The 18503-nt window shown below is 62.2% G+C and carries 13 protein-coding genes; all 13 read right to left on the bottom strand.

Features of this window, described 5'->3' with window-relative positions; genetic code table 11:
* Nucleotides 1-12: 12 nt before the first annotated feature.
* The gene (locus KGB14_RS26660; protein ID WP_223490329.1) at nucleotides 13-2055 is read right to left on the bottom strand and encodes a type VI secretion system tip protein VgrG; all 2043 of its coding nucleotides are present in this window, start codon (nucleotides 2053-2055) and stop codon (nucleotides 13-15) included.
* A gap of 28 nt (nucleotides 2056-2083) precedes the next feature.
* A complete protein-coding gene (locus KGB14_RS26655; RefSeq protein WP_223490327.1) occupies nucleotides 2084-3100 on the bottom strand; it encodes a serine/threonine-protein kinase in 1017 nt (338 codons plus the stop codon).
* Entirely contained in the window at nucleotides 3097-3825 is a 729-nt protein-coding gene (locus KGB14_RS26650; RefSeq protein WP_223490325.1) for a PP2C family protein-serine/threonine phosphatase, read from the bottom strand. Before KGB14_RS26650 ends, KGB14_RS26655 begins: the two co-directional genes overlap by 4 nt.
* Nucleotides 3825-7349, bottom strand: a complete 3525-nt coding sequence (gene tssM / locus KGB14_RS26645; RefSeq protein WP_223490323.1) for a type VI secretion system membrane subunit TssM — start codon at nucleotides 7347-7349, stop codon at nucleotides 3825-3827. Before tssM ends, KGB14_RS26650 begins: the two co-directional genes overlap by 1 nt.
* Nucleotides 7350-7362: 13 nt before the next feature.
* Entirely contained in the window at nucleotides 7363-8238 is an 876-nt protein-coding gene (gene icmH, locus KGB14_RS26640; protein WP_223490316.1) for a type IVB secretion system protein IcmH/DotU, read from the bottom strand.
* A 5-nt stretch (nucleotides 8239-8243) separates the two neighbouring features.
* Nucleotides 8244-9575: a type VI secretion system baseplate subunit TssK gene (gene tssK / locus KGB14_RS26635; RefSeq protein ID WP_223490305.1), complete on the bottom strand. Its 1332-nt coding sequence runs from the start codon at nucleotides 9573-9575 to the stop codon at nucleotides 8244-8246.
* Between the two features lie 2 nt (nucleotides 9576-9577).
* Nucleotides 9578-10078, bottom strand: coding sequence for a type VI secretion system lipoprotein TssJ (tssJ, locus tag KGB14_RS26630; RefSeq protein ID WP_223490297.1), 501 nt, complete (start codon nucleotides 10076-10078; stop codon nucleotides 9578-9580).
* 5 nt (nucleotides 10079-10083) lie between these two features.
* The gene (tagH, locus tag KGB14_RS26625; RefSeq protein ID WP_223490287.1) at nucleotides 10084-11280 is read right to left on the bottom strand and encodes a type VI secretion system-associated FHA domain protein TagH; all 1197 of its coding nucleotides are present in this window, start codon (nucleotides 11278-11280) and stop codon (nucleotides 10084-10086) included.
* Nucleotides 11281-11297: 17 nt separating this feature from the next.
* Nucleotides 11298-11438 carry a type VI secretion protein gene (locus KGB14_RS26620; protein WP_092276060.1) on the bottom strand — a complete coding sequence of 47 codons (141 nt, stop codon included), beginning with the start codon at nucleotides 11436-11438 and terminating at the stop codon, nucleotides 11298-11300.
* Nucleotides 11439-11531: 93 nt separating this feature from the next.
* Nucleotides 11532-13052 (bottom strand): sigma-54 interaction domain-containing protein, encoded by a 1521-nt coding sequence (locus tag KGB14_RS26615; protein ID WP_223490279.1) that lies wholly within the window; start codon nucleotides 13050-13052, stop codon nucleotides 11532-11534.
* A 10-nt stretch (nucleotides 13053-13062) separates the two neighbouring features.
* Nucleotides 13063-15717, bottom strand: a complete 2655-nt coding sequence (gene tssH, locus KGB14_RS26610) for a type VI secretion system ATPase TssH (protein ID WP_223490271.1) — start codon at nucleotides 15715-15717, stop codon at nucleotides 13063-13065.
* 13 nt (nucleotides 15718-15730) lie between these two features.
* Entirely contained in the window at nucleotides 15731-16738 is a 1008-nt protein-coding gene (gene tssG / locus KGB14_RS26605; protein WP_223490263.1) for a type VI secretion system baseplate subunit TssG, read from the bottom strand.
* The gene (gene tssF / locus KGB14_RS26600) at nucleotides 16702-18489 is read right to left on the bottom strand and encodes a type VI secretion system baseplate subunit TssF (protein WP_223490255.1); all 1788 of its coding nucleotides are present in this window, start codon (nucleotides 18487-18489) and stop codon (nucleotides 16702-16704) included. The genes tssG and tssF overlap by 37 nt, the downstream gene beginning before the upstream one ends.
* Between the last annotated feature and the right edge of the window lie 14 nt (nucleotides 18490-18503).

Raw genomic sequence — 18503 nt, 5'->3', positions numbered from 1 at the left:
CGTCTATGTCGATTAACCAGAAAAATTGAGCATTCGTTTTGGTTTGCGTTTGATCTGCTCTTCGGGCGAATTCCCCAACGCCTGATCCATCAAACTCCCCGCCTTATCCTTATCTGCAGCCCCCGGTAGCACCGGCGGCTTAATCCCAATCCCGGTCCCACTCCCCGCCGACCCACCAGCATTAATCTTCACCACCGGCCCAACCACGGTAACCCCACCCGCATCGAGCTTGATAAAACTCCCCCCAGCCTTAATCGTGAGCTCCATCCCGGCTTCGATGACGATTTTGTCCCCAGCCTTGAGATGTATTTCCTTCCCGGCACTGGTCAGCTGCGCAGTCCCCAACTTCACATGCTGGTTCTGCCCAATCGTCAGGTGATCATCCATCCGCGCTTCAGTCTTGCGATCAGCAATCGTGGTCCGATGTTCTTCAGCCTTCAGCTCGGTGTAGGTGTTCTTCTCCACGGTATCGTGGCGTTCATTCCCCACCCGAATCTTCTGATCATGCTCAATGTTTTCATCCCAATCCCGCTGGGCATGAATAAAGATCTGCTCCGCCCCTTTCTTGTCTTCAATCCGCAATTCATTGAACCCACCGCCCCCCGGTGAGCTGAGGGTTTTGAATACGGTGCGGGTTTTGTTCGCGGGCAGGTCGTAGGGAACGAGGTTTTCCTTGTGGTACAGGCAACCGGTTACCAGCGGTTGGTCGGGATCGCCTTCGAGGAAGGTGACGAGCACTTCCATGCCAATACGCGGAATGGCGATCGCGCCATATCGATCCCCAGCCCAACTCGAAGAAACGCGCATCCAGCAGCTGGTTTTGTCATCCGCCAGGCCTTCGCGGTCCCAGTGGAATTGCACTTTGATGCGGCCGTATTGGTCGCAGTGGATTTCTTCGCCTTTGGGGCCGGTGACCATGGCGGTCTGGCTGCCGAGGACGCGGGGTTTGGGGTGTTCCAGGGCCGGGCGGTAGAACACGGCCCATGGGGTGGCGAGGAAGCGGTTGCGGTAGCCCTGGTGGAAGTCGTCTTTGTTGTCGGTGGTGTCGCTGGTCACGGACTCTTCGAGCACTTGCGGCTGCTTGCCTTCGTGGACGATTTCGGTGAGCAGCCAGAGGTCGTTCCACTCGGTGCGCGGGTGGTCGGACATTTCCACGAAGTGGCCGCTGACGAGGGTGGTCTGGTCGCCGTGGCCTTCGGCTTGCTGGTAGTCGGCGCGGTGGCGTTCGAGGGCGCGTTGGCTGAGGAATTTGCCGCGCGCGCGGTCGAGGAAGCGGCCGGGGTAGTCGTAGTCTTCCAGGTCCGGTTCGGTGCTTTCGCCGTCGGGTTTGTACGCCGCTTCAAGTCGCAGGTTGGGCTTTTCGAAGTCGTAGTCGCGGCGGGTGACGCGGCCGGTGCGGGTTTCCAGGCGCAGTTTGAAGCCTTTGATCACTGGCTCGTCGGCGACCATGCCGCTGCCTTGGACGTAGGCGGTGGGCTGGCCGAGTTTCGGGAACACGGTCTGGTCGTCGCCGAACACCAGCAGGTGGGCTTTTTCGCTGTGCTGGAAGTGGTAGTGAATGCCTTCTTCTTCGCACAGGCGCTGGACGAAGTGCAGGTCGGTTTCGTCGTATTGCACGCAGTAGTCGCGGTCCGGGCACGGCTGGCTCAACTGGAATTTGTAGGCGTTGCCCTTGATGCCGTGTTCTTCGAGGATCAGCGCGATGATTTTCGGCGCCGACATCTGCTGATAGATGCGCTGGTTGGTGCGGTGATGCAGGTATTGCAGGTGCGGCACCAGGGAGACTTTGTAGCGGGTCAGGCGTTTGCCGGCATCACCTTGGGCGACGCGGTAGATCTGGCCGTGGATGCCGGAACCCTTTGGGTCGAATGCGAGGAACGCCTGCTTGTGCAGGAGCTTTTCCAGGTCCAGGTCCGGGTTTTCGCTGACCAGTTCCAGGTCGAAGCGATACGGCTGGCTGATGCCTTCGGTGCCGGTGAACGACAACACTTGCAGGTCGCCGACGTAGTCTTCAACGGTCAGGCTGAAATGCGTTTCGTTAGCTGGGTTAAACATTGTTTGCTCCCTGTTCGGTAGTCATCCGTTACGCCCGCAGTCGAAGGCGTTGCAGCAAAGACGAAGTGGCGCCCATGGCGTCACGCAATTGGGCGGCGGTGATGGTGCGCTTGGCCGCATCAAAAGCCAGCGCCGTTCGCAGGGCTGGCCAGCAGTGTTTCGGTAGATTTCGAGGGGCGTGCAGCTCGCGCTCGAGTTGGCCGTCGCGGGCCTCGGTCGAGGGCAAGCGGCGGAACGGGTGTTTGCCGCCCGCCAGTTCGTAGAGCACGCAGGCCACGCCGTACACGTCCGCGCTGGCCGACAGCGGCTGGCCTTCGAGCAGTTCGGGGGCGGCGTAGCCGGGGGTCCAGGCGTTGAAGCGGTTGCGGCTCAGGTGCGGCAGGCCGGGCAAGATGCCCTCTTGCGCCTGGCCGAGGCCGAAGTCGAACAGGCGCACGCCTTCTTCGCTGAGCATGACGTTGCTCGGCTTCATGTCGCCGTGCAGCACGCCGCGAGCGTGGGCGTAGGCCAGCGCGTCGAGCAGCGGCAGCGCGATGTCACGCAGTTCTTTCCACGGCAGGCCCAGGGGCCGCTCGCAGAGTAATTTGTCCAGGGTCAGCCCACGCATGAGTTCCATGGTGATGAAGGCACGCTGGCAGTCGGTGTCCACTTCAAAGGTGTGAAAACGCAGCACGTTATCGTGGCGCAGTCGTCGGGTCAGGGCGAACTCGCTGTAGAGCAAGGCGCTGGCGTCCGGCGATTCGGCAAATTCTTCGCTGAGGATTTTCAGCGCGATGTAAGGGTCGGGGTCGCCGAACTGTTCGCTCAGCAAGTCCCGTGCACGGTAAACCGCGCCCATGCCACCGGCACCGAGCAGGCGCTCGATGCGGTAACGCCCCCCCAGCACGTCGGGCAGCTCACCAACGCTGGCCCTGGTCGGCGTCAGCGCAGGCTCGGCCTGATGCGGCTTTCCGTTTAGAGGCTTGGCGAACGCAAAGTAAGTCAGGTTATTGGCTTCTTCCTCGGTCACCAGCAGGTCGTCGATCGGTGGCATGAGTTCAGTCATTGGCGGATCACCACGGCAGTCAGATTGTCCCGGGCCGAGCCACGCAAGGCGCCGTCGAACAGACGCTCCAGCGCAACGTGCGGCGCGGTCAGGCTGAGCGCGTTGCCCAGGGCATCGCTCGTCAGCCCTTGATACAAACCGTCGCTGCACAACAGAAACGCATCGCCGGGATAGACCTCGAGTTCGAGCACGTCCAGGGTCAGTTGCTCGGCAGCACCGACCGCACGGGTCAGGGCATGGGCGGCAGGATGAGCCTTGGCTTGCTCGACGCTCATGTTCTGTTCGTCGATGAGTTGCTGTTGCAGCGAATGGTCCTTGGACAGCTGATACAAACGCTGGCCGCGCCACAGGTAGCAGCGGCTGTCGCCGGCCCAGATGCAGGCCGCGCGATTGCCTTCCACCAGCAGCGCCACCACGGTGCTGCCCATGATGCTGTCATGGCGCCCGGCGGTGACGGTCAACTCCTGACCCAAGCGGCGGTTGAGCCAGTGCAGGCACTGGCGAATACCTTTGAGTCGTTCGTCGAAGTCGTCCTGCACCGGCAGTTCCGCCAGGCTGGCGACGATCAACTGGCTGGCGATGTCGCCACCCTGATGACCGCCCATGCCGTCCGCGACCACCCACAGCCCCTGCTGTGGACAGTCGAGGAAAGCATCTTCGTTGCGCGCCCGAACCTTGCCCGGATCGGTACGCGCAGCGCTGCGCCAGGGACTGGCAACCAGCATCAGAGCTGCACCGGCATACGGAAGGTACGCAGTACGCCCATGTCGAACGGGTTCGGCGTGCGCTGGCTCGACAGCAAGTAGTTGGCGCGCAGGCCACCCACGTCAGCTTTAAGCACCAGCACGTCGCGACCGGTCAGGTACTCGGTTTGCATCAGGTCGAACAGACGGAACAGCGACCACGGGCCAGTGTTCTTCTCGATGCCGATCGGGCGGCCGGCCATTTTGTCGAGGACCAGGCTGGTGCGACCGTCTTCAGCGTCGGTCGGCCATTTGAACGACACCGGCACGATCGGGCCATGACGGTATTCAATGGTCTTGTCGCCAAACTTGAACTCGGAACGGCTGACGGCCGGGTCGAGGGTGTACGGCTCCAGTTTGAATTGCACTTGCGGCTCGGCCGGGTTGATCGAGAAGAAGCTCTGGCGGATCACTTGTGCCGCGGCCATCTGGTCGAGGTAGACCTTGGAGATCGGCATGCTGTGACCGTCAATGCTGCGCAGGCGGTAGTTGCCTGGATCACCACTGACGAACGGACGCATGTAGGTATCAAAGAACCGATCGGCGATGCCCTGGGCCTTGAAGAACTCGCGGAAGTCGCTGATCGCAACGTCGCTGGTGCTGTGGGCACTGAACGGGTAACGCTTGTTGATCGCCTTGCCGTAGAAGCTGTAGAGCTCGCTCTGATAACGCTGGTTCAGGTACTGGTAGGAATCGTTGAGCACCAGACGCCAGGTGTCTTCAGCCAGCACGTTGAACCACACGCTCACCGGACGCGGCAGACGGTTCGACGCGTTGCGCAAGTTGCTCAGCGCATCACGCTGGCCGCTCATGCGGGTCTTGGCCATTTCGAACGCAGCCTGCTCTGGCGCGCTGGCACGGGCCAGGCTCGACAGTTGCAGTTGCAGGTCGTTGAGTGCTTGCAGGGCCGGGGTCAAATCAGCGGCCGGGCCGTTGTTGTCATCCAGCAAACGGTGCAGCGGTTCGAAGCGACGCTGCAGGGATTTCTTCGCGGTGTCCGGCAAATTCTTGGCCATGTCCGACGCTTTGTCCGCGGCAGCCGCAGCGAGTTTGCCCAACTTGCCGCCCTTCTCGCCCAGCTTGTCAGCCGCATCGGCGGCTTGATCCGCGCTGTCTGCGATGACCGGGAAACGGGTGTTCTCGCGCACTTCCACCAGCAGTTGCAGCACGGGGGAGTTGGCGGAAGTCAGAGCCGCCAGTTGCTCGGCGCCTTCACCGGCGTCGTTGATCGGTGGCAATGCCACCTGGCCGACCGCTTCGCTCCAGAAGTTGGCGTAGTCGCGGAAGTACAGCTGCTCCAGTTCGACCATCAGGCGACGCAAGTCCATGCCGCTGATGCCCGAGCCTTCGCCCAGCACCCAGTTGTCACGCAGGATATCGGTAACCAGCGCAGTGCCCTGCACCGAGAAGTACTGCTGATAGCCTTGCTGGGTGTAGAACCCCGGGATCACGTAATCGGTGCCGACAAACAACGAACCCTGCGGGCCGATGTGTTGGCTCAGGCGGTATTCCGGCAGATTACGGGCCTGCTCGCGCAGCATCCGGTAAACCACGTTGGCCAGCGACTCGCTGCGTAGCACCTGACGGGCCTGAGCTACCAGTTGATCGTTCAGCGGGTAGATAAACGGCTGCTTGAGCAAGCGCTCGAAGTGGGTGTTCAAGCCGTTCTGCACCGCGGTGTTGCCGGCGTAACGCAGGGACCAGTCAGTGGCGACCCAATCCTTGAGCCACGCGGCGTCGCGGCGATCTTTCATGTTCAGCATCAGGTACGCACGCAGGCTGTTGAGCAGGCGTTCGCGGTCATTCATGTTGGCGCGGATCTGCCCTTCCAGCAGGGTCGCAACCCGTGGCAGCAGTTGCGCTTCAAGCTCACGCTCGTAGGCGCTCTTGACCACTGGGTTGGCGTCTTCGCCTTGGTAAAGGCCGCCGCGCTCGTGGTACGACACGTCACCTTTGTTCGGGAAGACCTGGGTCGCCGCGTAGCTGGTGTCGAGGGTCTTGAGCACCGCCATGGAGTCATCACGCGCGGTCAGGGCCGAGCGTTGCTGATTCCAGTTTTGCGCCAGGGAACGCAGGTTTTCCAGACGCTCATAGTTGGCCGAGAAACCGCCCGCCCACAGCATGCCGAACAGCGCCAGTGCCGCCAGTGCGCCCACGTACAGGGCACGTTGGCCCCAATGGATGCGGCTGCGCTCGCGCTTGTCCAGACCGGCCAGATCGGCCTCGGGGAAAATCACCCGGCTGAGCAAATGGTGGATGAATCGCGAACGGCCGCTGCGCAGGGTCGGCAGCACGCCAGCGTTCATGCCCAGGTTCGCGCCGATGCCAGCGGTGGTCTGGTCCATCTCTTGAGTCAGGTGCGGTGCGCTGGTCAGGTAGAAACCGCGCAACTGGCTGACACGCTGATAGCGGTTGCCGGTGAATGCCATGTCGACGAACAGGCACAGGCGCTCGCCGATCTGCCCCAGTTGATGCGGGAAGTCGAGGATGCGACCACGGCGCTGGGTGTCGCGCTCCTGGTGCATGCGCATGATCACCTGGCTGTTCAGACGACGCAGCAGCTCTTCGAACTCGGCGCGCAACACGGCCACGTCCGTACCGCTCTGCTCTTTGCGGAAGCTGGTGCCGAGTACCTGATCGCTTTCTTCGCGAGTCAGCTGATCGAAGAACTCGTCGAAACCGAGCAGCTTGTCAGCCTTGCTCAGGACCAGATAAACCGGCACATCGACGTGCAGTTTCTGATGCACGTCTTGCAGGCGCGCACGCACCTGACGGGCCAGGGTGTCGAGGTCTTTCTCGTCGGGGCACAGCAGGGTTTCCACCGGAATGGTCACCAGCACGCCGTTCAACGGACGGTTGCGACGACGCTTGCGCAACAGCTCGAGCAAGGTGCTCCAGGCGCTGCCATCGACTTCGACATCCGGCTGGGTCAGGTAGCGCCCGGCGGTGTCGATCAGCACGCCGTGGTCGGCGAAATACCAGTCGCAATGACGCGTGCCGAGGGTGTCGCGGGTCAGCTTGCGGTCGATCTTGTTGATCGGAAACTCAAGGCCCGAGAAGTCCAGCAGGCTGGTCTTGCCGCTGCCCTGCGGGCCGATCAGCAAGTACCACGGCAAATCACTGCGCCAGCGCTCGCTGCGGCCGCGATACAGGCTCGAGGTCTTCAGGGTTTTCAACGCATCCTTGAAGCGCACGCGAAGCTCTTTCTGCTCTTCGTCGATCAGCTCTTCACGGCGGATACGGTCCTGGCCGTCTTCGGTGTCTTCGATGGCCTTCTTGCGCACACCGGCGCGCCAGCTGACGAAGACCATGGTCAGGCCCCAGATCAGGAACAGCACACTGATGGTCAGCAGGCGGGAGGTCGAACCTTCCCAGAACTTGTAGTCATTGACCGCCAGCAGCGGCCCGACGAACCACACCAGCAGCGCGACGAACAGCACCAGCAGCAGGGTCCAGACCCAGGTCTGGCGCAGGAATGCGCCGACTTTCTTGAAAAACTTTTTCATCACACGTCCCTGTTTACGGCTGCGACTGCGGCTTAACCGCGGCCGGATCAAGCTGCTGATAAGGTTGCAGAACGGTTTCGCGTTGCTCGCCCAGCACCCAGGCGAAACCCGAATACATCACCACCAGGCAGACCACGGTGAACAGCACCACCATCCACGCCGGCACAATGCGCACCAGGCTGCGGCGCTGATCGTTCAAGCCTTCCCAATGCGGCGACAACTCCCGAGGCACGTCGCCGCGCAGTTGACGAATCTGCCGATACAACGCATCGCGGATGCCTTCGAGTTCGAGCATGCCGCGAGCTTGCACCCGGTACTTGCCTTCGAAACCGAGGGACAGGCACAGGTACATCAGCTCCAGCATCGGCAGGTGCTTGACCGGGTTTTTCGACAGGCGATCCAGCAGCTGGAAGAACTTCTCGCCACCGAACGTTTCGTTGTGGAAGCTGCTGAGCAGGCTCATCTGCGACCACTCGCTCTCGTTGCCCCACGGCGTGGTGACGACGGCTTCGTCGACCACGGTGCACAGCACGTAACGCGCGGCCATCACCTGGCTGCTTTCGGCGCCGTTGTGCAGCGCCCGCACTTCAAACAGCTTCAGCCCGGCGGTCAGTCGCTCGTTGAGCGCGTACAGGTCTTCGCGGGTGTCGCTGTGCTTGAGCCGCACCACTTCCGACAGCAAGTCGGACGCTGCGGCCACCAGCGAATTGAGGCTGATATTGAACGCTTCGGCCGGGCGCAAACGCGCGGCGTAGATCATCCGTTCTTCCAGCTGTTCGAAACGCGGCGGTGCAGCGAAGTCAGTCAGCGGACTCGACGCCGGGCCGTGGCCCTGGCGGTCGAGCAGGACGGTTTTGTCGTCCTGGTTGTGTTCCATGTCCTTGATCATGTCGGTCAGTTCCTGATGGCCCAGAATTTCAGTTCAAGCTCGGCGAATTCGCCGGACACGTGGAACGCGAAGCCGCCGGAGCGCTCGAGTTGCGCCAGGTCTTCGGAACTGAGTTCGAGGATGAAATAGGTTTTGTTGGAGTGGAACGCGATCTGCCGTGGGGCCACCGGCAACGGTTTGACCTTGATGCCCGGCAGATGCAGGTTGACCAGTTGGCGGATGCGCTCCACCGGGCCGACCTTGAGGTGCGCCGGCAAGCGGTGGCGCAGTTCTTCGGAGTCGCAGTTGGCACTGGCCGCGAGCACGAACGACGCCGAGCCCAGCAGTTTGTGGTCGTGCAACGGCGACACGATGATCCCGTACTGACGCGCTTGCAGCACCAGTTCGATGGCGTGTTGCTCGAGCACCATCGACAGCACCTGACGAATTGCTTCCATCAATTTGCGGAAGCTCGCGCCCTGGTCGCTGTGCTGGTAACGGCTGTCCAGACGCGGGCGTTTGCTGTCGCTGGAAAACGTCGCCAGATCGCCGAGCATGGTCAGCAGCGTGCGGTACAGCTCTTCCGGGTGAACCTGTTCCAGGCCGAGGTAATGGCGCAGCAGCAGTTCAGTGCGGTTGATCAGTTGCAGCATCATGAAGTCGCCGACTTCCGCGCCACCGACCTTGCCGTTGGAGCGGATCCGGTCGGCGATGGTGTCGCCCCGGTGGCCGAGCATGCTGATGACTTCCTTGAGGCACGACAGCAGGTAACTGGACGAATGCGCCTGAATGTAGGTCGGCACGAAGTCCGGGTCGAGGCTGATCACGCCGTCGGGCGTGGTGTCGAGCACTTCGCAGACCTTCAGCTTCACGTAGGCCTGGTCGCTTTGCTGCTCGCCGAGCAGCAATTTGAAGTCCGGACGACCGCAGCTGACCTGGCTGGCGGAGTCATCGCCGGCGTTGGAGTCGGCCACTTCCGCTTCGTACGCGGTGTAGCGCGCCAGCACGTCGGATTGCTCCGGGCGGCGAGACTCGATGTGGTTACCGGTCACCAGTGGCAGCGCCAGATAGATCGGCGTGTTGCCCGTGTTCGGCGGCACGTCCAGGGCCAACGGCTCGGTGTTGCCGCCCAGTTGGAACAGGCTGCCGTCCGGCAGAATCCCCGAGGCCTGGCTGATCACCAGTTTGCCCATGTTGAGGAACTGCAAGTCGATTTCCAGGTTGAGGAAGCCCCAGGTGTAACTGCCCAGCAACTGGGTGCGGGTCTTCATCTGGTGGTCGTAGTAACGATCGTTGTGCTGGAAGTGCTGCGGTCGCAGCAGCATGCCTTCCTGCCAAATGACTTTATGAGCATTCATGTTCAGTCATCCGCCTTGGCGAGCGTTTCGTGGGTATTGCGGATGCCGGTCTGATCGAGGGTCAGGTCAGCTTCGGTGACTTTCAGCGGAGTGATTTGCACCGTGTAGCGCCACTTGGTTTCCGGCAGGTCGCGGTAAGCCGCGAGCACGCCGACATAACGGCTACCCTCTTCCACGCTGAGCTTGAGCTCGATGGTTTCACCCGGGCGCAGTTCGAGTTCTTCGCTGGCCACCAGGTCCGGGGCCAGGGATTCCTTGGCGCGTTCGTAGAGGCTGAAGAAATCAGCGTTCTCGAACGTCACCGGGTGCTTGAGCTCCAACAGGCGTACGACAATCGGCGACGGGCGACCGTTGAGGTCCGGGTTCAACTGATCGCTGGCGGTCAGCTTCAGGTTGAGTTTGGTGACGGTGGAATACGGCGACAGCGACGAGCAACCGGCCAGCAGCACGAGGGCAGCGAGCGCAGTCAGCGTCTTGAAAAAAGCGGTCGAGCAGCGAGACATGCGCATCATCCTTGGTGGTCGGTGTGTAGGGTGGAAATCAGGCGGATCTGTTCTTCGTAGGCCTGGGCGAAGTCGCGGGCCAGCAGGCGTTCGCTCCAGTCATCGTCCTGACGCAGGGCCTGGTGATAACGCCCGTAAGCTCTCCAGCGACTGCCGGAGGTGGCGAGCAACGGCTTGTTGTCGCGCTCGAAACGCAGGGTCAGCTGTTGCGGCGAGAAGTGTTCCAGCGTGCCGCGAACGGCGGCGCGGCTGGCGGTCAGCAACGCGACCTGATGCGCCTGCAAATCACGGAACGCACGGGAGATCGCCTGCTCCGCCGGCAACTGGCCCGGCTTGTTGCCCTGCAACAGAATGCCCAGCGCTTCGCCGGCATCGACGGCGAACTTCAGCGGGTTCTTGTGGGTGCCTTGCACGGTGGTCTGGGCCAGGCGCAGTTCGTTTTTCAGTTCGCTGCGGGTGCGCAGGCTCTGTTGCAAACCGCCGACGCTCTGCTTGAGCAGGCGCGCGGCGTTCAACGCCAGGGCTTCGCGCGCGTCGTGGTCGAGGCCCTTGAGGTCCACGCCCAACGCCGCGCCGAAATGCTCCCAGAAACCTTCGCTCTGACGCTCGACCGCTTTTGGCGGCGGCGCCGGTGCTGGCTCTGCCGGCGCATTGATCAGTTCCGGCACCATCAGGCTTTCCATGTCGATGCGCGCGTAGTCGGCGCGCTGACGGGTGTCTGCGATGGTGGTGCTCGGGGAGATCAGTTCGTCGATTTCCGAGTACACGCGCTCTTGCTGGTCGAGGGCATTGAGCGGGTCGAGGTCGAGGAACGCATCGTCCGGAATGATGCTGCCCGCCGCCTGCGGACGGCCGACTTCGACGTCGAACGTCGCCGGGTCGCGTACCAGCCGCGCACGGATCTCAAAGTCACCCAGCACGTACACGCTGCCGTGCTCGATGCGCATCGGCTCGCCCTTGCGCAGGCGTGCGCCGCTTTCGCTGTCCTGGATACCGTTGCTGCTGGTATCGGTCAGGAAAAACGTGCCTTCGCGGTAGCTGATCAACGCGTGGTGGTTGGACAGGTGACGCTTGCGGTCGGGGATGATCCAATCGCAATCCTCGCCCCGGCCAATCACGCCACCAGCCTGTTTGAAGGTCTTCTGGCACAAATCCGTGGGCACGAACTGCTTGGTGTTCAGCATTTCGAAAACCAGTTCCATGATGATGCTCCTTGCGGTCACTTGCCGCGATTGACCGCCTGCGGATCACCCAATGGGCGATAGGTGTTGTCGTTGAATTTGTAATTGCCGCTACAGCCGCCGAGGCCGCATAGAACGACGAGGGTCAGCAGGACGGCTTGCCAGTGACGAACAGGCATCAGAGGGTCTCCAGGGGTAGACAAAGCACAAAGCGCCGACCCGTTTGGGCGGCGCTATCAGAAGCGAATGAGGTGAAATCGACGGTTTTTTGCCTACCCATCGAAATCACCCAAGTTGATATTCAGGCGCCCGAGGCGATACAGCAGCGTGCGGCGCGGCAGGCCTAATTCGCGGGCGGCGAGGGTCTGGTTGCCGTCGTTTTTGCGCAGGCAGTCGAGCAGCAGACTGCGTTCGACCTGCTCCAGGCGTTCGCGCAGGTTCAAGCCGCTGTTGTCCTCCGGCATGGCTTCCATGCGCAGGGAAAAATGCTCGGCCAGCAACTCGCCGCCTTCGCACAACAGCACCGCGCGCTCGACCAAACCTTTGAGTTCGCGAACGTTACCGGGGAAGGCGTAACCGGACAGGTAATCCAGCGCCGCGTCGGACCAACGCACCGCATCCCGTTGCAGAAACGCGCAAGCCTTGTCGGCGAAGTGCCGGGCCAGGTCGAGGATGTCGCCTTCGCGCTGACGCAGGGCCGGCAGCTCGATCGGGAATTGCGCGAGGCGGTAGTACAAGTCCTCGCGGAATTTGCCTTCGTTGACCAGCACCGCCAAATCCCGGTGCGTCGCGGCGATGATGCGCACGTCGATCTTGTGGGTGTCGTTGGAACCCAACGGGCGGATCTCGCCTTCTTGCAGTACGCGCAGCAATTTGGCTTGCAGGGACAACGGCATGTCGCCGATTTCATCGAGCAACAAGGTGCCGCCATTGGCCGCGTCGAACAGCCCGGCACGGTCGCGATCGGCGCCGGTGAAGGCGCCTTTGCGGTAGCCGAACAGCTCGCTTTCCAGCAGGTTCTCGGGGAACGCCGCGCAGTTCTGCACGATGAACGCCTGGGAGCGTCGTGGGCCGCAGTCGTGAATCGCCCGCGCGACCACTTCCTTGCCGGTGCCGGTCTCGCCGCGCAGCAGCACGGTGTAAGGGCTGTGCAGGACTTTGCTGATCAGCGAATAGGTCTGGCGCATCGCCGAACTCTTGCCGATCAGGCCATAACCGCTGGCGCTCGGGACGCTGACCGGTGCCGGCCGTGCCGCATCGCTCGGCTGACGCAAACGCTGCAGCAAATGCAATTGGCCGAGCACGAACGAGCCCAGTTGACCGAGGGAATCGGCAAAGCCTTGCAGGTCGATGTGCCGGCGACTGGCGCACAACAACAAACCTTCGACAGCCTTCTGCCGATTGACCAACGGCACGCACAGCAGCGACTGCCAGGGCATGGCCTGGAGCGGCAGGAAACTGGTTTCGTGCAGGCTGCCGCTCAAATCGCTGAGGCATACCACGCGGTTCTGGCACAGGGCGAATTGCAGCAGTTGTTCACCGTTGTAATCCGCCGGCAGGCTCGCCGCTTCCCGGGGTTGCAGAATGCCGTTCAGGCACTCGGCGTTCATCCCCAGGCAGGTATGGGTCGCGTCCAGCAGGTACAACTGCGTCAGCTCGCAACCGCTGAGCTCGGCCAATCCGCGCACGAAGTCACCCAGCAGCGCAGCACTGTCCGCCGCCCGCGACAGGCTGGCGAACTGCGCCAGCAAGGCTTCGGCATAAACCAGCGGTTGCGGCACTTGAGTGAACATCACCCCCACCTCAGGCGAACTCGCACGTCACGCTGGCATCGCCGTCGAGCGTTGCGTGGACACGCTTGAGGCTTTCGCCGGTGGCCATTGCGTCGAGCAAACGGTCAGCCACCAAAGGCAGCACGTGCAGGTCGAGCAAGTGGTCGATCAGGCGCGCGCCGCTGTCGCTTTGGGTGCAGCGCTCGGCCAGGTGATCGACGAGGTTCTGGCAGTAAGTGAAATCCAGCTGACGACGGTTCAGGCGCTCGCCCAAACGACCCAGTTTGATTTCGATCAGCTCGCGCAGCACCGGGCCACCGACCGGGTAGTAAGGCACCACGCGCATGCGCGCCAGCAGCGCCGGTTTGAAGTGCTTGCTGAGCACCGGGCGAATGGTTTCTTCGAGCACTTCGGCGGTCGGCCGTGCGCCGTTTTCGCAGAGTTCGCTGATGCGGTCGCTGCCCAGGTTCGAGGTCATCAGGATCAACGTATTGCGGAAGTCGATCTCGCGCCCTTCCCCGTCGTTGGCCACGCCTTTATCGAAGATTTGGTAGAACAGGTTGAGCACGTCCGGGTCGGCCTTTTCGACTTCATCGAGCAACACCACGGAGTACGGTTTCTGGCGCACAGCTTCGGTGAGCATGCCGCCCTCGCCGTAACCGACGTAGCCCGGCGGCGCACCGATCAGACGCGAGACGGTGTGCTTCTCCTGGAACTCGGACATGTTAATGGTGGTGATGAAGCGATCACCGCCGTACAGCAAATCGGCGAGGGCCAGGGCGGTTTCGGTCTTGCCGACGCCGCTCGGGCCGACCAGCAGGAACACGCCGACCGGTGCATCCGGTTTGTTCAGGCCAGCGGCAGTGGCACGCATCGAACGGTCAAGGGCATGAACCGCTTGTTCCTGACCACGAATACGGGTGCGCAGGTCGGTGGCGAAACTCGCGACCTTGGCGTTGTGCTCGCGGGCCAATTGCGCCAATGGCACGCCGGTCCAGGCGCTGATCACTTCGGCCACCAGACGCGGGCAGACTTCGAAGCTCACCAGACGCTCTTTGACTTGCAGCTCTGTCAGGGCTTTGTGAGCTTCGTTGAGCGCGCTCTCCAGCGTTTCGACGCTTTGCGCTTCGTCCACTGGCACTTCAAGGGTTTCGATCACGGTGCCTTCGGCGTCTTCTTCAACCGTGATGGTCGGTTCGACGGCAGCGGCTTCGCGAGCCTTGGCCAGTTGCTGACGCAGGTCCAGCAGGCGCTCGGCCAGTGCTTTCTGTTCGGTCCAGAGGGCTTCCAGGGCGACCCTTTCGTCTTCGGCGTCGGCCAGGCGATCTTCCAAAGCGTCCAGCGCTTCATGATCGATCAGCAGACCGGCCTCGGCATCACGACGCAGGGCCTGACGCTGACGGCCACCTTCGGCCAGTTCGCCACGCAGGCGCTCCAGGCTTTCCGGGGCGGCGGCAAGGCTGATGCGCACACGGGCGCAAGCGGTGTCGAGCACGTCGACGGCTTTGTCCGGCAGCTGACGACCCGCCAGGTAACGAGCCGACAACTCGGCCGCTGCAACCACCGCGTCATCGCGCAGGTAGATGCCGTGGCTCTTCTCGTAGACCTGAGCCAGGCCACGCAGGATGGTCACCGCTTCGCTGACGGTCGGTTCGTGCAGTTGCACCGGTTGGAAGCGACGAGCCAGGGCCGGGTCTTTCTCGAAGTATTTCTTGTACTCCGCCCAGGTGGTGGCGGCGATGGTGCGCAACTCGCCACGGGCCAGGGCCGGTTTCAGCAAGTTGGCCGCGTCGGAACCGCCGGCATTGCCGCCCGCGCCGATCAGAGTGTGGGCTTCGTCGATGAACAGGATGATCGGTTTCGGCGAGGCTTTGACTTCGTCGATCACGCCTTTGAGGCGACGTTCGAATTCACCTTTGACGCTGGCGCCAGCCTGCAACAGGCCCATGTCCAGGGACAGCAACTCGACGCCTTTGAGTACCTGCGGCACTTCACCGGCCGCGATGCGCGAGGCCAGGCCTTCGACGATGGCGGTTTTGCCGACGCCGGCTTCACCGACCACGATCGGGTTGTTCTTGCGGCGACGGGCGAGGATGTCGACCATCTGCCGGATCGCGCCATCGCGGCACAGCACCGGGTCGAGTTTGCCGTCGCGGGCCTGTTGGGTCAGGTTGTGGGTGAAGCGCTCCAGCAGCGATTCGCCAGGCACGGCGGGTTTGCCGGTGGCCGGTTGCTCTTTCTGCGACAGGGCGAATTCTTTCAGGCGCTCGATGTTCAGCTTGGCCAACAACGACTGGTAGCGACTGCCGGCGTAACGCATCGGGTTGCGCAGCAGGGCGAGGATCAACGCGGCTTGCTCGACCTGGCTCTGGCCCAGTTCGAGGTTGGCCACCAGCAAGGCGTCTTGCAGCCACTGCACCAGTTCCGGGGCGAACACCGGATTGCGCGAGGCGCTGTGCTCGACCCGCGATTGCAGCGCGGCGCTCAGTTCACCGGCGTCGACTTCAGCATCTTGCAGCGCACGTGCGAGCAGGCCTTGCGGGCGCTCCAGCAGGCCCAGCAGCAGGTCTTCGACGAGGATCTTGCTGCCGCCACGGGCGACGCAGCGTTCGGCAGAACTTTCCAGGTCACGACGGGTTTCGGCGTCCAGCGCCTGGATAAGTTGTTGCAGGTCTACGTTGATCATGTGTCATCTGTCCTTAATGAATTTTGCTGCCCAGGGTCACCACGCCGTCCGCTTTTTCGCGGCCGAGCCAACTGGTCCATCCCAGGCGACAGGCGTTCTGCTCACCGATGCGCAGTTCGCGGATTTCTTCCTGGCGCAACACCAGGCGAATGTCGTAATCGAGCGGGTCACGCAGGGTGAACCGCACCAGCGCGCACAGTGGCTGGTAGCCGAAACCGATCGGCAGGAATTCGTGGAAGCGTTGCCAGTCGAGCTCGCGGATATGAATGCGGAATTTGCCGCTGCGGTCGCGCACGTGTTCGCCCAGCACCAGGTCTTCGCCGAGCATGCTGTTGGCGCGACCCAGGCGATTGCGCTGCTCGTCGAGGATTTCGACGCGGCGCTCGATGCACTGCTCGATGGTCAGTTCGGCGTGCTTGAAGTAGTAACGCAGCACCGCTTCGATCAACGCCGCCGAGTGGGCCCGCAAGCTGAGCAGGCCGAGGTACGGCAGCAGGCGTTTCCAGTTCAGCTCCTGAGCCTTGCGGATGTCTTCGCCACCGAGGCCGATCAGGGCAAACAGCTGCTCCGAAAACGGGTCGAGGGCGCCGCTCTGGAAGCTGGCGCGGTAGCGATATTTACGCCAGATCGGCAGCATCAGCCGTTGCAGGCGATGGTGGAACAGGTCGAGGAAATTGCGGGTCGGGTTGCCGTCTTCGCTGTCGCCCAGGGCCTGCTCGCCGTAGAACGCCGGCAGCGGCGAACCGGAACCGACCAGGCCGATCAGGTTGAAACGCAGGCGCGCGCGCATCTTTCCGTGCTCATGGAAAAACTCCACGCGATCGACATCGCTGCCAGGGAAACCCAGGCTCGGGTTGGCCTGGAATTCCAACTGGTCGTACAGATCATCCTGACTCAGGTGCGGGTGGGCCTCGCGCAGCCGGTCAACCACCAGCAGCACGGCCTGAAACAGCGAGTACTCGCGTATTCCTCGGGTCAGACCGCTTAAAGCAGCGGCTGAAGGCCCATACGTGGTGTCCATTGGTACACCTCTCCCTGTGTGCTTTTTACCCGCAGCTCGTGGTACGAATTGAGACTGGCGTAAAGCGCGAAAAACTCGTTAAGAACCGAAGCGAACACGAACAAGTCGCCCTCGCCGATATACCCTTCCGGGTCGATGGTCAGCTCGGTGCGCAACCCGCGTACCGGCAACCCTCGGTGCAATCTGTCGACATGCTGGTGCTTGATCGACTTGAGCCCGCCCAGCAGGCGTTTGCTGACTTTTTCCGCGTGTTGGTCGTAGTAACGCGGCAGGTCGTAGGTTTCGAGAATCACCTTCAACGCATTGACGTCGGCCAGCGACAGATAGTTAAGCGACATGTTGCTGATCAGCTTCCAGAGGAAGTCGCGGTTCAGCGGCGGCGCATAACTGGGGGTGGCCGGGGTGATGTTGCGGAAGCTCAAGAACTCCGGCGTCTCTTCACAGGCCATGCAGATGTCGCCGAGCTTGAGCTTGCGCGGCAAGTTCTGGTTGGTGCACATCAGCTCGATCGACAGGGTTTCGTGGGCTTCGGTGTGGCGGATGCCGAAGCTCAGGTAGGTGTCGAGGCCGTCGTGCAGCAAGGACGAACGCTGGCGGATGCTGTAATGCGGACGGCTGGTGGGCACGTCGAAACTCGGGTCGTGCTCGAAGGATTCGAACGGCACGTACTCCTGATAACCGAGGCCGCCGGGCTTCCAGCCAGTGACGGTTTCCACCGAAAACACGCCGCAGTTTTCCAGGTCGTATTCGGCCGGCAGCAGCAGGTATTCGTCCTGTTTGCCATCGAGGCGAATCGGCAACGCATCGTGCTCGAACAGGTTCACGATCGGCGTGCAGTAGAGCTTCACGTTGTCCAGGGTCGGACGCAGACGCTGGATGCCGCTCTTGCGAATATCGAAGCGCAGCTCCAGGCCACGCATCTGTTTGAGGGTGTCTTCCGGCAGCGCCTTGAGCAGGTCCAGCCCGTTGATATCGACGAAGAGGAATTTGTCCTGGAAGGCGAAATATTCCTGCAGGTAGCGGTAGCCGCGGAAGGTGTTCAGCGGGTACGGGATCAACGCTTCTTCTTCGGCAAAACCCACCGGCTGCACGCGGTCGCCGGGCATCTTGAACGCCATCGGCTGGCCGCTCACCCCATTGATAGCCTTGCCGGCGCCGTCCAGCGGGATCAATTCGATGCCTTCAAGATTGCGCAACAGGCTCAGGTAAAGCATCTGGCTGATGTAGCGCTCACCGGCAAAGTGCAGGCGCAGACGACTCAACTCCAGCTCGCCGAGGTGACCATCAGCGCTCATCTCCAGGCGCAGGCTCAACAGCGAACCGTCGCCCTTCACCGAGTAATTCAGCGCGGCCAGATCCAGCGGCAACACCTCGGTCGGGTAGCACGTGCGGAAACGGCAACGCACATCATCGACCGGCACACTCTCCACTGGCGTGTCACGCTCGACCATCAACGCAGGCCCGGAACGCTTCAACGGGTCGAACTGCAAAATGCTGAACGCCGGCAGCGGCCGCATATAGTTGGGCCATAGCAAGTGCATCAGCGAGTGGCTGAGCTCCGGCAACTCGTCGTCGAGCTTCTGGCGCAGGCGACCGGTCAGGAACGCAAAGCCTTCCAGCAACCGCTCCACGTCCGGATCCCGCCCGGCCTGACCGAGGAAAGGCGCCAACGCTGGACTACGTTCGGCGAAACGGCGGCCTAACTGGCGCAGTGCGGTGAGTTCGCTTTGGTAGTAGTGGTTAAAGGACACGGGGTACCTTCCTG

Origin of the sequence: Pseudomonas sp. A-RE-19, from assembly GCF_019956555.1 — a bacterium.
In the GTDB taxonomy this organism is placed as follows: domain Bacteria; phylum Pseudomonadota; class Gammaproteobacteria; order Pseudomonadales; family Pseudomonadaceae; genus Aquipseudomonas.
Note: the sequence above shows the minus strand (reverse complement) of the source record. Positions and strands in the feature narration are given on the sequence as shown.

Excerpts from the sequence above, each read along its gene's own strand:
- KGB14_RS26660 (WP_223490329.1), bottom strand. The coding sequence starts at position 2,055 with ATGTTTAACCCAGCTAACGAAACGCATTTCAGCCTGACCGTTGAAGAC.
- KGB14_RS26655 (WP_223490327.1), bottom strand. The coding sequence starts at position 3,100 with ATGACTGAACTCATGCCACCGATCGACGACCTGCTGGTGACCGAGGAA.
- KGB14_RS26650 (WP_223490325.1), bottom strand. The coding sequence starts at position 3,825 with ATGCTGGTTGCCAGTCCCTGGCGCAGCGCTGCGCGTACCGATCCGGGC.
- tssM (WP_223490323.1), bottom strand. The coding sequence starts at position 7,349 with ATGAAAAAGTTTTTCAAGAAAGTCGGCGCATTCCTGCGCCAGACCTGG.
- icmH (WP_223490316.1), bottom strand. The coding sequence starts at position 8,238 with ATGATCAAGGACATGGAACACAACCAGGACGACAAAACCGTCCTGCTC.
- tssK (WP_223490305.1), bottom strand. The coding sequence starts at position 9,575 with ATGAATGCTCATAAAGTCATTTGGCAGGAAGGCATGCTGCTGCGACCG.
- tssJ (WP_223490297.1), bottom strand. The coding sequence starts at position 10,078 with ATGTCTCGCTGCTCGACCGCTTTTTTCAAGACGCTGACTGCGCTCGCT.
- tagH (WP_223490287.1), bottom strand. The coding sequence starts at position 11,280 with ATGGAACTGGTTTTCGAAATGCTGAACACCAAGCAGTTCGTGCCCACG.
- KGB14_RS26620 (WP_092276060.1), bottom strand. The coding sequence starts at position 11,438 with ATGCCTGTTCGTCACTGGCAAGCCGTCCTGCTGACCCTCGTCGTTCTA.
- KGB14_RS26615 (WP_223490279.1), bottom strand. The coding sequence starts at position 13,052 with ATGTTCACTCAAGTGCCGCAACCGCTGGTTTATGCCGAAGCCTTGCTG.
- tssH (WP_223490271.1), bottom strand. The coding sequence starts at position 15,717 with ATGATCAACGTAGACCTGCAACAACTTATCCAGGCGCTGGACGCCGAA.
- tssG (WP_223490263.1), bottom strand. The coding sequence starts at position 16,738 with ATGGACACCACGTATGGGCCTTCAGCCGCTGCTTTAAGCGGTCTGACC.